Source organism: Marisediminicola sp. LYQ134 (assembly GCF_046599635.1).
Taxonomy (GTDB): domain Bacteria; phylum Actinomycetota; class Actinomycetes; order Actinomycetales; family Microbacteriaceae; genus Marisediminicola.
In genome coordinates, this window is record NZ_JBKIWP010000002.1 from 477,117 (window position 1) to 490,782 (window position 13,666).

17 protein-coding genes are annotated in these 13,666 nt (G+C 62.1%); 5 read left to right on the plus strand and 12 right to left on the minus strand.

The window, feature by feature from the left end:
* Positions 1-234: 234 nt before the first annotated feature.
* Complete coding sequence (locus tag ACLHIH_RS10850) at positions 235-558, plus strand: hypothetical protein (protein ID WP_411316827.1); 324 nt, start codon at positions 235-237, stop codon at positions 556-558.
* Between the two features lie 389 nt (positions 559-947).
* Here the strand turns inward: ACLHIH_RS10850 and ACLHIH_RS10855 are convergent, their stop codons facing one another.
* The 5 genes from ACLHIH_RS10855 to ACLHIH_RS10875 form a co-directional block, all read right to left on the minus strand.
* On the minus strand, positions 948-1,271 hold the full coding sequence (locus ACLHIH_RS10855; RefSeq protein WP_411316828.1) for a hypothetical protein: 324 nt from the start codon (positions 1,269-1,271) through the stop codon (positions 948-950).
* Positions 1,272-1,540: 269 nt separating this feature from the next.
* A complete protein-coding gene (locus ACLHIH_RS10860; protein ID WP_411316829.1) occupies positions 1,541-1,789 on the minus strand; it encodes a hypothetical protein in 249 nt (82 codons plus the stop codon).
* 693 nt (positions 1,790-2,482) lie between these two features.
* Positions 2,483-2,707, minus strand: coding sequence for a hypothetical protein (locus tag ACLHIH_RS10865; RefSeq protein WP_411316830.1), 225 nt, complete (start codon positions 2,705-2,707; stop codon positions 2,483-2,485).
* A gap of 271 nt (positions 2,708-2,978) precedes the next feature.
* Positions 2,979-3,455: an ester cyclase gene (locus ACLHIH_RS10870; RefSeq protein ID WP_411316831.1), complete on the minus strand. Its 477-nt coding sequence runs from the start codon at positions 3,453-3,455 to the stop codon at positions 2,979-2,981.
* Between the two features lie 120 nt (positions 3,456-3,575).
* Entirely contained in the window at positions 3,576-4,049 is a 474-nt protein-coding gene (locus tag ACLHIH_RS10875) for a MerR family transcriptional regulator (RefSeq protein ID WP_411316832.1), read from the minus strand.
* A gap of 201 nt (positions 4,050-4,250) precedes the next feature.
* On the opposite strand from ACLHIH_RS10875, the gene ACLHIH_RS10880 reads away from it, so the two are divergent.
* On the plus strand, positions 4,251-4,658 hold the full coding sequence (locus tag ACLHIH_RS10880) for an ASCH domain-containing protein (RefSeq protein ID WP_411316833.1): 408 nt from the start codon (positions 4,251-4,253) through the stop codon (positions 4,656-4,658).
* 8 nt (positions 4,659-4,666) lie between these two features.
* Here the strand turns inward: ACLHIH_RS10880 and ACLHIH_RS10885 are convergent, their stop codons facing one another.
* Positions 4,667-5,122 (minus strand): bleomycin resistance protein, encoded by a 456-nt coding sequence (locus tag ACLHIH_RS10885; protein ID WP_411316834.1) that lies wholly within the window; start codon positions 5,120-5,122, stop codon positions 4,667-4,669.
* A 136-nt stretch (positions 5,123-5,258) separates the two neighbouring features.
* On the opposite strand from ACLHIH_RS10885, the gene ACLHIH_RS10890 reads away from it, so the two are divergent.
* Positions 5,259-5,570, plus strand: a complete 312-nt coding sequence (locus tag ACLHIH_RS10890) for a hypothetical protein (RefSeq protein ID WP_411316835.1) — start codon at positions 5,259-5,261, stop codon at positions 5,568-5,570.
* 544 nt (positions 5,571-6,114) lie between these two features.
* Positions 6,115-6,351: a hypothetical protein gene (locus ACLHIH_RS10895; RefSeq protein WP_411316836.1), complete on the plus strand. Its 237-nt coding sequence runs from the start codon at positions 6,115-6,117 to the stop codon at positions 6,349-6,351.
* Positions 6,352-6,498: 147 nt separating this feature from the next.
* On the opposite strand, the gene ACLHIH_RS10900 is transcribed toward ACLHIH_RS10895, so the two are convergent.
* The 4 genes from ACLHIH_RS10900 to ACLHIH_RS10915 form a co-directional block, all read right to left on the minus strand.
* Positions 6,499-7,443, minus strand: a complete 945-nt coding sequence (locus ACLHIH_RS10900; protein WP_411316837.1) for a hypothetical protein — start codon at positions 7,441-7,443, stop codon at positions 6,499-6,501.
* 84 nt (positions 7,444-7,527) lie between these two features.
* Positions 7,528-7,914 (minus strand): hypothetical protein, encoded by a 387-nt coding sequence (locus ACLHIH_RS10905; RefSeq protein WP_411316838.1) that lies wholly within the window; start codon positions 7,912-7,914, stop codon positions 7,528-7,530.
* 74 nt (positions 7,915-7,988) lie between these two features.
* Positions 7,989-8,525 carry an RNA polymerase sigma factor gene (locus ACLHIH_RS10910; protein ID WP_411316839.1) on the minus strand — a complete coding sequence of 179 codons (537 nt, stop codon included), beginning with the start codon at positions 8,523-8,525 and terminating at the stop codon, positions 7,989-7,991.
* A 38-nt stretch (positions 8,526-8,563) separates the two neighbouring features.
* On the minus strand, positions 8,564-8,905 hold the full coding sequence (locus ACLHIH_RS10915) for a hypothetical protein (protein ID WP_411316840.1): 342 nt from the start codon (positions 8,903-8,905) through the stop codon (positions 8,564-8,566).
* A 517-nt stretch (positions 8,906-9,422) separates the two neighbouring features.
* Between ACLHIH_RS10915 and lepB the strand changes: the two genes are divergently transcribed.
* Positions 9,423-10,157, plus strand: coding sequence for a signal peptidase I (gene lepB / locus ACLHIH_RS10920; protein ID WP_411316841.1), 735 nt, complete (start codon positions 9,423-9,425; stop codon positions 10,155-10,157).
* Positions 10,158-10,639: 482 nt separating this feature from the next.
* Here lepB and ACLHIH_RS10925 read toward each other — a convergent pair whose 3' ends face one another.
* The gene (locus tag ACLHIH_RS10925; protein WP_411316842.1) at positions 10,640-12,574 is read right to left on the minus strand and encodes a zinc-ribbon domain-containing protein; all 1,935 of its coding nucleotides are present in this window, start codon (positions 12,572-12,574) and stop codon (positions 10,640-10,642) included.
* Entirely contained in the window at positions 12,571-13,665 is a 1,095-nt protein-coding gene (locus ACLHIH_RS10930) for a TniB family NTP-binding protein (protein ID WP_411316843.1), read from the minus strand. The genes ACLHIH_RS10925 and ACLHIH_RS10930 overlap by 4 nt, the downstream gene beginning before the upstream one ends.
* Position 13,666: the final 1 nt, after the last annotated feature.

Consider the following 13,666-nt stretch of genomic DNA (forward strand, 5'->3'; position numbering starts at 1 on the left):
CGCCGTCTGCGAGCCTCCGCGGTCGTCGATGGCTTCCTCGTGCGAGATGGTGATCAGTGCGGTACGGCCTGTGTTGGGCGCGGAAAAGCCCGGCACTGAATGAGGGGTGTCGGGCGCCAACTGCTACTGCCACGCTAGGACAAGCCGCTTGCGTATCGAATTCGCCAAACGGGCGATATGCATCGGACTAGCATGATGGCCGTGAGGCCGAGAAGATATGCTCCGGTGATAGTCGTGGTGGTCCTGCTCGCCGTCGCATCCTTCATCGCGATTGCTGGATTTTCCGGCGCGAGAAAGGTGGCGATCGGCGTCACCGGTGACTTCGAGCGTGCCGAAGGTATGTGCAACGTCATCGTTTCTGGCACACCCATCAATGGCGAGGGACTCACGGAGGACGCTGCTGTGATTCCGCTCGGTGGCAGCATCACCGAGTCTCTGTTTCCCGGCCGCTACACCGCGACGGCGTACTGCCAGGACGAAGAGGGCGCGCAGCGCGAGGGTGAAGTGAACTTCATCGTTTTCGCTAGCGCTGCGGATGTCACAATCACTGCGAGATAGGTCACGTCCCAGTGGGCGACAGCGCCGTCGAAGGATCGGCTACCGTCCGCTTGCCCTGGATCGGCATGTCGTCACTGGAGCGATGTTTGAAAGACCTAACCGATTCGACCCCAGAGGGGGATGATCAAAGTATGGACTCCAAGAAAGCAGGACTCGGCTTGAGGCTTGTAAAGGGCGTGGGCAGAGCGCTATCGCGCGCGATCGAGGTTATCGGAACTGCAATCCACGGTGCCTCGAGTGGTGGATTCCAGTCACCCGGCGCCCCCCATAGACCGCCGGGAGAGCGGCCACCCGAGTTTCGGCCCTGACACATCGGATGATCAGTCACCTGCCAAGTGCGCGGACTCGTCCCGCAAGGGATCCCTCAATGGGCACTCTGTCGACGTTACTTAGCGCCCCGCTTCGTTCGACATAGGGAGTTCATTCGATTCGGCATGGTTCGAAGTGATCGCGGGTGCGCGACGGTTGGCAATAACTGCGGCCACGAGGCTGACGCACCCGATCGCAAAGAGCGATGTACTGACAAGAGCGAGCGACGTGACCGCCCAATCGGATGCCAGGATCTCCTCGACAACTCCCGCGCGGGACGTGATGGTGCAGTCGATGCCGATTGGCCAGTAACTTGGCGACCAACCGATGCCAGAGCCCTCGCGCGCCAGTGCGCTGGATTCAATGCAGTACTGGGTCGCGCTCGGACCGAAGAGTGACGCCATGCTGAAAACAACGATCACTGCGAAGAACAGGGCAGCACCGATCAGGGCAATCGACGTCAGGACGTATGTTGCCGGGGCCGAGCGAAGTCGTTGTGACCGAATGTCGATCCTCCCTTAATTCGCTCAACGTTAGGCCGCGCAACCCGGTCCGCAGCAAGCAGCCCACGAGCGGTCCGTCGCGCTCACTGCACAACAAAGTCACGAATGACGCCCCTGAGCGGATCCCTGCCCGGATGCTTGCGTAGGTGCAGCGAGGCCACTGAGCTGACTCACCTGATGTTGTCGATCACATGCATGTCGTCAACGATCACAAGAGTCACCGAGCCCACGACGATCAAAATCGTGGCGAGGATCGCCGCCGTTTTGGTTCGGGGGGACTCAGACGTGTCGCGCTTACGCAGTCCGAAACCAACGACAGCGGTGAGACACAACAGCAGAACCCACAGCGGTGCCGTGCCTGAACCGGCACGCAGTGAGAGAACACAGCCCACGGCGCAAAATGCCGCGAGGCCGATCAAGATGATTCTCCATCGCATGGTCACGTGCGATGGTCGCACAATGCAACCGGCGTTCCCAGCAACCTGCACTCGGAACTCAAATTACTTGAATGACTACGCTCCGTGGGCCGATGACCTACCGGCCGTCGTCGCTGTGACGGCGGGCTATGCGCGACGTCTGGAGCGATATAGAACGACAGGCCCAAGAACGAGGATGCTTGCGCCGCTGAGCGCGGCGAGGCTGAGTCCGCCGTATCCGATTGTCAGCATGACTTCCGCCACGCCGGATGTCTCCGAGGCCTCAACCGCGAGAAGGCTCTCTCGGGTGACATTTCCGTAGAGAGCACTTACGCATATCGCTAGGATCGCCACGGCGAAAGTGATGGCTGCAGCCATCAAGGGACGATTCATGCGCGCAAGTTTGGCACAGACGGTTTCACCTGCTGCCGTAGTCGATGATGCATGTTGGGTCGATTACGGGTGCTCTTGAGACTTGAGCATCGTGGGCGTCCGTTAGCCGACGGTGGATAGAGAACGCCGACCACGACCTCCTGTCCCCAGAGAAGGCTTAGGACCGCTGATGCTCGCGCGGGCCTTAACACCGGATGCGCACCACGCCATCAACTTGCTGTTGTTTCGTCTGCTGGCTCAACTGTGAGCCGTAGACGAATCTTGTTTGTTACTGGGATACGCGAAGCATGCTTTGCATAGGGCCTATTTGACCTTGTACATCCCTCGTTTTCGGATGACCAGCTGGCCCACCACAATCGCAGCGCCCCCGATAACTGCGAACCCAACCAGCATCCAGCCGCGGTCAGGATCACCGTTCGCGAAGAAATAGCCTGCGAGGAAAAGGCAGATTAGCGCGCCGATGAAACCCAGCGCCGGCACAACGTAGCGAGTGTAAATCGCCACCCACTGATCACTTGAGTTCGTCATCCTCACAACCCTTCGGCTAGGGCGTTACCCATCGCTTTGCTCAGCAAACCACACGCTAATCACAGAATGAAGCATCCAACGCCCGTCCGCCGCGAATCGCGTGCCCGTCAGCGGATGCCTCCCCGGACGCGGTCAATAGCCACCCATGTCCCACGCATCCGAACTTCAGAAGCTCCCAGTGAGGGCTCCGCGCGAACTAGTCCGGTCGCGTGCGGCGCGGTACACACGGAACGGCACCTCCAGCGGTGGTGCCGACCGCCATTCCCGTGGTTCAGGCTCTGGGCGTACCGACCGGGGCGAGCTCGACTCCGAGCTGGCGCATTGTCTCGAGGTTGTCGTACTGCACCCATTCCTCCGCGAGCTTGCCGGTCTCGTCGTAGCGGAAGATGTTGATCAGTGTCAGCGTGAACTTCCCGCCATGAGGTTGGACCGTGCCGAACGGCGACGGCTCGAACGGCCCGTCGAAGATGCCGCCCATCTCCGTACGGCACCCGACGAGGGAGCCCGACGAGACGATCTCGTAACGCTCGCAGTAGAAGCCGCTGAATGCCGTACGCATCTGCGCGAAGAAGACCTCGAGCCCCGCGAAGTCGAGATCGACGCCAGGGCCGTGGAACGTGAAGTCCTCGCTGAAGTACTCCCGCAGCACGGCAGGGTTCTCCTGGGCGATGGCGTCGCGGCCGACCTGCACGAGCGCGCGCGAGCGCTCGTCATATCGGGTGTCATTGGGGTCGATGAATGCAGACATGTTCTTCCTTACGGTCAGTTGTCGATGGCTTCTCTCCATGCTCGCCAGGAGCACTCGATGGCCAGTACCGCAACCGTAGAACCTGGAGTCAACTCCAGGTCAAGCTCAGCACCCGTGAGGTTAGGAAGTCGGTGGGCGCCCCTGTGACGAAGCCTCGCTCCTGGCGGCGAAGTAGGCGTCATCGGCATCATCGCTGACGAACAATCCACCTGCGGTCCCCGTCGACACAGCCTCGGTGTAGACGGCCACCTTCGTGGAGATGAGGTCGAGTGCGTCCTGCAGGACCGCCATCTGGGCCCGCACCTGCGCTTCGTGACGCTGCAACAGCTCTAGGCGCTCACCCTCGTTGCCCGACCCTGCTCGAACCATCGCGGCGTACCGGGCGATCTCCGGCAGTGGCATCCCGGAGGCGCGCAGACGCTGACAGATACCGATCCAGCCGATGTCGGCCTTTGAGAAACCTCGACGACCGCCCGCGCTCCGCTGGGGAGGCGGAAACAGGCCCTCACGCTCATAGAAACGGAGGGTGTCGACACTGAGGCCAGTGTGCGCACTGACTTCCCCGATGGAGAATAGGTCGCGGACTGTAGGCATGCGACCAGGCTACGTTCACGCCCACCCCCTCCTGAGCACGAGTTTTGCGAACACAACCCCGAGCAACAGACTGCCCGCCTACCGATCGGTACTTCCTGGTCATGTCTCGATAGGGGGTCGGCTATCGGACGCACGGGCCCTCAGAACAAGGGAGGCCTGTTGCGGCGCAGCGGATGGCTCCGAGCGTGCTTGACTCAGTGGGTGAGCGACGACCTGCCCATCATCGAGTTCGCCTTCCCGGGCCCTCTCCGCGACAGGCTGCTAGCCGCCATCGAGTCGGGGGCCAAGACAACGACGAGCTCGTTGTTGGTTGAGTACGAAGTCGGAGATGAGCCAGTTCCCGTTCCGGGGCACAGAGGCGTCGCCGTCGACTCGGCTGGCGAGAAGACGTTGGTTATCGAGACCACGGCTGTCGATATCGTTCCGCTTCGGAGCGTGAGTTTGCATCATGCGCTGGCCGAGGGCGAGGGTTACGAAACCGTCGCCGACTGGCGCGCTGGGCACATGACGTTCTGGAGCTCCGACGAGATGCGTCTCGAGCTCGGCCCGAGTCACGAGGTCACCGATGACTCTCTCGTGGTTATCGAGCGGTTCGTCGTCGTCCGCTGAGGGATCCTCTACCGGACCATCGCTCTGCGCCCCAAAGGCGACTGGAATCGTAGGAGGTACCCGTCGGGATCAGTCACGACAAATTGCTGTACACCGGCCTCCTGATTGTCATCGACGCGGTACCACTTCGTCTCTATCTGCATGAAGAGCGCTACCCCGGCCGCTTCGAGTGACGCCGCAAAACCCGCAGAGTCGGGCACGGTGATCTGCAAGTTGATCCCGCGCCCCAGTGGCGGATCCAACGGCCCAGTGATCCAGTTTCGACCGGCACCCGCTTCCTTGAGCATGACGTGCGCAGACCCGAGGGTCACGTAGGCGAATCGCTTCTCAGGGCGCGAGTAGCGCACCGTGAACCCGCACTGGTCACACCAGAAGGTGAGGCTCCTGTCGAGATTGGTGACCAGCAACTCGGGGACGAGCGTCGGTTCGCCAGAAGGGGATGGCTTCATCGTCGCACTGACCACGGCGACCCGCCGGCCGACGAGAATCAGCGTCCCGCAGGGGATTCGCTAACGGGCACCTATGTAGGTCGGCCTAGCGCTCCGGTCGCTAGTAGCGTGGCCGGATCGGGGGACGGCGCCTCGAGGGACGGATGTCATCGTGGATGAAAAGAAGCAGCCCGAGAACCCGCTCGTCGGGGGTCCCCCTCTGAAGAACGACTGGTTGATCGACATGTCCCGTGAGCCGACGGGTGTTCGGGACGATCTCGGTGTTGCAGCAATCGCCGCGCGCATCCACCCCTTTGTTGACAGCGTGACGCGGGTGAAAGATGAAAGTGAAGAGCGAAGCCAACTAATCCGAGAAGCGGCGGCGAGGGGTGTTCATCGACACGTTCTCGCAGCGGACCTACTCCTGAGCCTCGAGATAGTCGACAGGATTCTCGCGGGCGGGTCATTCTTCGAAATACGTTGACGCGTTTCCAGGCCGCGTCCCAGTGTGAAGTGTGCGGGGCGTTGGAGATGCCCGTAAGCCATCCGTTTACGGACACCTGCAATCCCCGGAGGCTGGCCATCGGATGGAGACCGAACGTGCACGCCGCCGGCCAGGCGCCCCTCGGGCCAGCGGAGTGAGTCATCGAGCAACGCTCCATGGGATACGGGCGGTGCTATCGTCAAATTCGCTTGGCGAACGGAGAAGACGGATGCGCTTGGTTGGTTGGATCCTGGCTGTGGCAGCCTCGCTCGTCATCATTGCAAGCCTTGGGTTGATCTTTTCCGGAGCGTCGACGAATTGGTTCACGCCCATAGGAGCTGCCTGCACCCTTGTCGTCGCCATTATCGCGATAGTCAACTTCGGCCGAGAAAACTCACCGCAGTCGAGGATCCTGGTTAGAGACCCAGACGACCACTCGGACAATCGAACGTGAATGTGGTCCGCAGACACTTCCTCATGGGAGCAATCGGAACTGACGTCGACAAAGCCCGCGAGCGGATGACTAGCGGACACGACAGCCGCCATGACTGAAGAACAGCTCCTGGCAACCCGCATCCGTAGTTACGTTGTCGCGGCAGTGCTGTCTTTCTCCGTCCAAGGAGCGTTTCTCGTCTCGGCGATAGAAAGTGACGGATCAACAACCGCCTGGATGATCTGGGTTGCGGCACTCGCCTTCACCGTGACCGTCATGGTCTACGCAATGGTGCGCGCTAGCAAGTTGTCGAAAAGGTATCGCTACTTGAAATACGGCGAGAAATAACACCCGGTCTGTACCAAAGTCGCCCGAACTCATCTCGATCCTGCAAGATTCTGGCGCCTGCGCTTCGCGCTGCCCGTGAGACGATCCGCTTACGGGCGAGCAAGTCACCCACCTGCTCTGGTATCCGCGACTATGTAGCGCCGGGGCTCACGGTGCTGCTGGGTCCACGTTCCCGACGAAGCCGCCCTGATCCCCTGTGTTCGCGCGGATTGCGATGGGAATCGTGAATGGCGCGACCAGTTCACTGGCAAGTGCAGGGTCAGTCAGCGCTGCGAGGATAGCCGTGGCCTCACCTTCAGCAACTCGGTTGAAGAACAGCGAGGGGGCAGACGGGCCGTCGAGTGGTGCCACTAGTGCGACATCCGCGGCCGGATAGCTGGCCGCTTGCGCGATGATCGCGCGAGTGACCGCGGGGGACACCTGCTCGGACAGAACAGTGAGCTGCACTCGCCCATCGACGGTCCGGTAGTCGCCCCCCGTCGCAAGGAGGGACTCCGCCGAGACACCGTCGTATGCGACCGCGAGCGATGCAGCGTCGGGGGAGGTCACAGCGGTGCGACCTTGGAAGGTCGATACAGAGTCGACACCTGGCGACGTTGAGATCCGCAGGGCGGACTCGACGACGTCCTCAAGCGGGAGGTCGCTGACGGGGAAAACTTCCAGGGTGACCGCACGACGTGACGAGGTGTCATCCTCGGGGACTGTCCTCTCCGGACCCGCGAGAAGCCGGGCGGTCCATTTTCCGTCGACCGCCTCGTCCGTCGAGAAGCTGGCCCCGGCGACCGCTGCGGCAGTTACCTCCTCGGCGGTGGCAGTCTCAGCCATCGAGACCGTCAGCTCCACACCCCAGAGTGTCGCGTCCAATCCGTTTAAAGCGGTGGGGTCGGCGTCGGGGTCTCTCGGGTACTGAGAAACCGTGATGTCCTCGACACCGGCCAAGCTACCGAGGCGCTCCTGTGCGAGTTCAACGAATGATGCCGCGTCACCCGCGGCTGGTGTGGCGCCCGAGGTGCAGCCGGTCAGCACAGCGACCATGACCACAACGGCAACCAGCTTGCGCAACTTCAGCTTCGTGTTCGCCAGCCGATTCATGAGTGGATCTTATATTGGGGCGTTTGCGGCATCTCGCCCTGAGTGGCTCGTGTTCTATCCGCAAGTCGAACCGACGACGTGGCCCTAGGCCTTGGGCATGAAAGTGCCGGCGAAAGTGAACCCGGTTACGTCGTCAATGCTGACGGTGAGGTTCAACGCTGAGATGTCGGCGGGCAGTGGCATCTGGTAACTACCAGAGCCGCCGCAGGTGCCGCTCATGAACACGCGGGGATCTTCTTGCAGCTCCACCATAAAGTCCCCACTCGAACAAGTGAAAGTCGCCATCAGGTAGAACGCATCCGGGGACGGCCTTGGGATCGTGAGAGTCGCAGGACCGACACCTGACTCGTCGACCGGGTCCCAGTCCGCATCCACCCGACTCGGGGTCGGACTCGCTGGTGCTGAGGGCGCGGACTCATCACCATCGGCTGTTTGATTTGTGGCGGCGCATCCGGTCAGCAGCAGGGCCACGAGAAGTGGCGCCGCTATCGAAGCCCTGTTTGCATTCCGTCTGCGGACGGCTTGCCGTGAGGGGGAGTGACGAGTCATGGTGTGCTCCTGAGCTTGCTGTGGTCATGAGGGCTAAGTGTTTCGACGGGGTCCGCTTCTGAGCGCCCAAGAGCGACGCGCAGTTGCGCACGGGCTCGTTGATACCGTCCGCGCGCAGTGCTCTCCCGTATTCCAGTGATGCGAGCCGCTTCGGGGACCGTGAAGCCGTCCCAGTGCATCAACGTCACGATCTCGCGCAAGTTCGCGGGAAGGGCGGCAACGGCGGCCCGCGTGTCCAACACCTCAGGCGTGGTTTCATCTCGGGGTGGTGCGGCAGTGGCCAGTTCATCTCGGAGCAGGTTCGACAGGTTCACTCGGCGCTGGTTTCCGCGGCGCCAGTTGCTAGACACGTGTCGGGCGGTGACGAACATCCACATTCGGGCGTCTTCGTCGTCCGGTGGGATGCGGTCCCGATGACGCCAGGCCGTGAGGAAGGTTTCTGCCAGAAGGTCGGCCGCGTCTTCTCGTGATCCCGCCACTCTTTCGAGGTAGCGGAGGAGATCTGGCGCCACCCGTTCATGCAGCAGTGCCACCGTTCTATGGTCCGCGGTTCCTCGTCGTCGCATGCGGTTCACAGTTGTTCCGGAGAGCATCGCGAGGCTTGTTCGAGCCTGACACCCTCGCCCATGTGACCGGCAGTGTCGAGCGCGATGAACACCTGATCGCTGACGTGCATGGTCAGTATCAGCTCATCGGAAACACCCTGTCGGCGCTTGCCCGCGAGCTCCGCCGTAGGAATGCTGTCGATTGTCGTTGCTTCTAACGTTGACCAGTCATTCTCAGCCAGGAAGGCTCGTGCTTCTCGTAACCGTGCTTCTTGATCAGCACCGGCGGTAACGTCGTCGGGCATGACGCGAACGAGGACCGTGCAGGAGGCAGCACCACCAGCCACCGGGAATTCGCGCTCGATCATGGTGTCAGGCTCCCACGGGGCCCAGTCCGCCCAGATCGGTGCTGCCGCAGCAGCCGCGCCTCCGACAAGGATCAGCGACAGGCCCAGGCCCAGGCCGACTCGGCCGCGGTGGTTCCGCCGCGTTGCGGGGCCCTCTTCGGCCACCCCATGTGCTGGGCGAGAAGTACAGCGAGATTGCTCCCGTGCTCGGTATCGGCAGCGCTGGGAGGACGCGCGTCTGTGAGGAGATCGTCGAGCTCATCCATGCCTGCCCCCCGGAATGATTATTGGCCACATACTCCGTACATGTCCGCCCGGCGTTCATCCTTAACTGAGGATGCTCATGAAATGCAGCTGCGGCGGTAGTCCGTTGCCAGTGACCGCGATCAGCGCGCTGCGCTCGCCTGCAAGCAACCCGTCTGCCGACCCCGTTCACAAACGATCAGTTTCGGTTAGCCGCCGTGGAGCGTCACCCGGCGCTCGAATGTGAGTCAGAATCCACTTATAGTCCGGTATCTGACGACGATCGAGGGACCACATGACTCTGAATGAAGCTTCACCCGTGGGGTCTGCGAACGCTACGCCGAGGGGTTCGTCGGTGGGAACGTTCATCCGCGACGTCGTCGTGATCCTCCTTGTTGCCATCCTCATCTCATTCGTGCTGAAAACGTTCGTGGTCCGCTCTTTCTACATCCCTTCGGGGTCCATGGAGCCCACACTGATGATTGACGATCGGGTAATCGTCAACCAGCTCCTTCACGGCCTGGTGCCAATCGAGAGAGGCGACGTCGTTGTCTTTGAAGACCCCGGCGGGTGGCTTCCTCCCTCTCCTGAGGGCGATAGCACTCCGCTCGAGCGGATCGTCAGTGGCGCGTTGGCCTTCGTGGGTCTGATCCCCGCGGATACGAACAACCACCTCGTCAAACGGGTGATCGGACTTCCGGGCGACACCGTCGTCTGTTGCAACGAGCTGGATCAGGTGACCCTGAACGGGCTTCCGCTTGATGAGCCCTACATTCAATTTGCTCCAGGAGCTTCCGCGCCAGCCAGGGTCGAGTTCGACGTGACGGTCCCGACAGACTCGTTATGGGTGATGGGCGACAACCGCAACAACTCACGCGATTCCCGCTACAACATGACCGGGCCCGGAGGCGGAACGGTGGCATACAGCAGCGTGGTCGGCCGGGCGATCGTCATCAGCTGGCCAATCGATCGATGGTCGTGGTTGGACAACTTCGAGAACACCTTCGCCGGCGTGGACGACCCACTCTGAAGGTGATTTCGCTGCCCGCCTGTCAGTCCGGAAACGATCGTTAGTGAGCACTTCGGCGGGCGTCGTTTAGGTGCCCGGAATCCCTGTGTTCGGAAGTGCTCGAAACTCATGGCCGAAATCAAAACCGCCGGAACCCTCACTTAGGCGTTTTCGAGCACAGGTCGCTGAATGGCGTCAGCTCAGTCAACTGGGCCAGTCGAGCGAGTGTAGGGAACTGCGGTAGCCGCTGCGGGCTCCGGTTCAGCCAGAAGGGTTACCCCTGTATGGGCCGAACGGTGCCAACTAACTTGAGACAAGTGCCATCTAGTTGTCCAGTCTTGAGCAAATCGAGACCACGAGTCGATCTCAAGACCACGGAAACGCTGGAGTGTGCGCCTAGCGAAGGAGCCGCGTTGTCTCAGAACAATCGAGACTTTCCCCCGTCATGACAAAAAAGAAGCGAACAGCGGGTGCTGTTCGCTTCTTTTTAGGTGAGTCTCTGGTTAGAAGCCCACCCGGTTTTCGGGAGCGCACTGTGGACAGCCGGCAGATTTGATGCGGTTCTGGGTGGTCTGGTCAACGACGTGGCAGGCGAAGTGACATTCCCATGAGACCTTGCGTGTGCGCGCGATGCGGTCGCAAGGTTCGATGACACCGTTACGGCGCCTGTTCCATTCCGACGCGAGTCGAGGGAAGAGTGTGGTGAAGTCGTTGATTCCGACTTCATGGGCTTGGCCTGAGCAGAACGGGCAACCGTAGCCCTTGTGGCGGCGCTCGGGGCGCTGGGTGTACTGGTGGTCGCCATCGGGGCAGCGCCATGCGATTTGACGGCTTGACCCGATGGTCACGTTCTCTGGAGTGAGGTCGCCGTTCTCGGCGTGGTCCCACTGCTCCGCGAGGTCGGGTCGTGCGGCGGCAATCGTGCGGCGGCGGTCCTTGACGCGCGGGCAAACATGGCATCCGGTGTTGCGGGGCTCTCCTGCCACGTGGGTTCGGGTGCGGTTGCCAATCGTCTTTCGGTAGGTGTGGCCCGCCGGGCAGTTCCACCAGAGCATGGTGTTCGACCCCGGTGCGATGGTGTCGATGTTGTGCCCGCGGTTTTTCTCATAGTTCCATTCGGCGGCGACTTTCGGGTAGAGCGTCTTGAGGTCGGTGCGTCCGGGTTCGACGATGCGTCCGATGCAGACGGGGCAGCCGGAGTTGGCGGAGGTGCGGTTGGACGGCGAGGCATGGAAGGAGTGTTGTTGGGCCGGGCATAGCCACCAGTACTTCGTGCTTGACGCAGGAAACACGTCGGCGGGGGTCACGTTCCCATTTCGGGTTGGGTGCCATTGCGCTGCGACATCGGACCGTTTGGTGCCGAGGTCGTTGTATCCAGCGTGGATGGTGCGGCCGTTGCAGACGCCGCAGGTGCTCTTCCGGGCGCGGCTGGTGCGGTGACCCTTGGCGCAGATGGTGGCGAAGCTCACAGGGGAGGGGGCCGTGGAGGGTGCGAAATGGTGCCTGACTGCTGGGTGCTTGGCGTCGGTGAGTTTCAGCGGTTCATCGAGAACGACGCCGAGGTAGTTCTCAAAAGGCTCGAGGTCGCCGGAGTAGTTGCGGAAACGTCTGACGGCTGTCGGGTGGATGGGGAGGTCGTGCGCACTGGCGAGTGCGTAGTGCGTGTTGTTCGCGATGCTTTCGCGGAGGCTGAGGGCGCTGGGGCGGAGCTGAAACCACAGGGCATCCGCGAGCGCGCGATTGGGTGCGCCGAGCGTGTCGGCGATGGTGGTTTCGAGGGTGGAGTGAGCTTCGGTGAACGTTCGGGCGGGGTTGAAGAAGGGGAGTCCGAAGGCGTCGCTTGTGAGTGCAGCCGCCAGTGCGATGACCTTCGGGTAGGTGTCGTTTGGTCCCGACATCGCTGCGCCATCCTGGATGTGGGTGGTGAGGAGACTGTAGAGGGTGGCGTCGATTCGGTTCTCGCGGCGGAGTCGCTGGAACTGGCGCTCAGCGCGGATGCAGGCGTCGTTGACGGTGCTTTGTTGCGTGGCAGTGGTTCCGGGGCCAACCCAGCGCCGGTGGGTGATGCAGATGTTCGCCTCGAAGTGCGGGTGCTGAGCTATCGTCTCGCCGTTGGCGCAGAGGGTGCACATGACCCGGTCGGTGATGCCGGTGACGCACCACGAGCATGTTGTGCCGTCGGGGTGGATGGGGCGTGCGCGGTGCGGGGTGAGGACGTGGTGGAGGTCGCGGCCCGCTTTGGCTGCCAGGACGATGTTCCAGCGCTCGTTGTCCGGAGCATGGGCGAGTTCGGTGCGGCTGATTCGTTCGAGCTGCCGACGGTGGGTGTCGTTCTCGAAGTTCGCGGCGAGGAGGCGGTCGGTGTAGCTGGCCGCGGTCTCGAGGTGCGCGGGCTTCACGGTGAATGGGTAGGGGCGGAGGAGCTCGTGGGTGTTCATGACTGGGTCCTTTTGGTCTTCGTGGTCTTCGTGGTCTTCGTGGTTTGGGTGGTCTTGGCGGAGATGGGGCGCGTGGCGTAGTGGTCCTCGGCTTTGATGTCGAGGATTTGTGCGTCGAGGACCTCGCGGGTGAGGGCTTCGGCTTGGATGTCGGGGTCGTCGATGAGGTCGATGGCTGCCCCGAGCACGAGGCGCCCGAGCGACCCGATTGACCCGCCCGTGCGGTCGTGGAGGTAGGTGGCCAGGTCGGTGAGGGTCCCCTGCTTGTGGTCGAGGAGGGGGAGGGCGCTCTCGAACGCGTGGATGAGTGACAGCCATTCGTCCATGTGGTCGGTGTTGCTGAGGTTGTAGCGAGGGAGGGTGATTTGTGAGAAGCGTGCGCTGAGTTGCTGACCTCTCGTTCCTCCGAGGAGGGCACCCTGGTTGAGGTCGATGCCCAGGTATACGAAGAGCGCCGGCACCTGGTTGTGGAGCGATTTGAGGATGTCGATGGATTCGCCGTTGCCGCGATTTGCGGCGGTGAGGTTGTGTAGCTCGTCCACGACAATCAGCTGGGTGCGGGCGGCGTTCAGCGCGTCGACTACCCGATGGCGGATGGCGTCGGCAGTTTCGCTTCGTGCATGGCTGATGCCGAAAAACTGGGCAAACGCAATCATCAGAAGCTTTCCGGTGCATCCGGCAGGGACCTCAATCCGCACGACCGGTACACGTCCGGCGCTTCGGAAGTCGGGGAACTGTTTCTCGTAGGCGCGGTAGGTGTACTTCATGACCGCCTCGGAGATGAACGTCTTCCCGAGGGTGGAATCGCCGCTAATCATCAAGCCGAGGTGTCCGCTGTTTCGGCGCAGGTTCTGGGACATGAGGCTGCGGATGGTGGTCTTCGCTCGGTGTAGCGAAGGGGTTCCAGCGATGATGCCGCCGGACAGCCAAGCGACCCGAGCGTCGTTGTAGTCGCTGCGCTCGTCCGCCGAGAGGGCCGCATACTTCGAGCGGGTGAGGGTGGCAGGCGCCGCTGCGCGGGTGGCGAGCATGGTTTCGAGCGCTTCTCTTCCGGAAGGGTCGACGGCGCGGTCGGTGTCGTTGAATCTCATG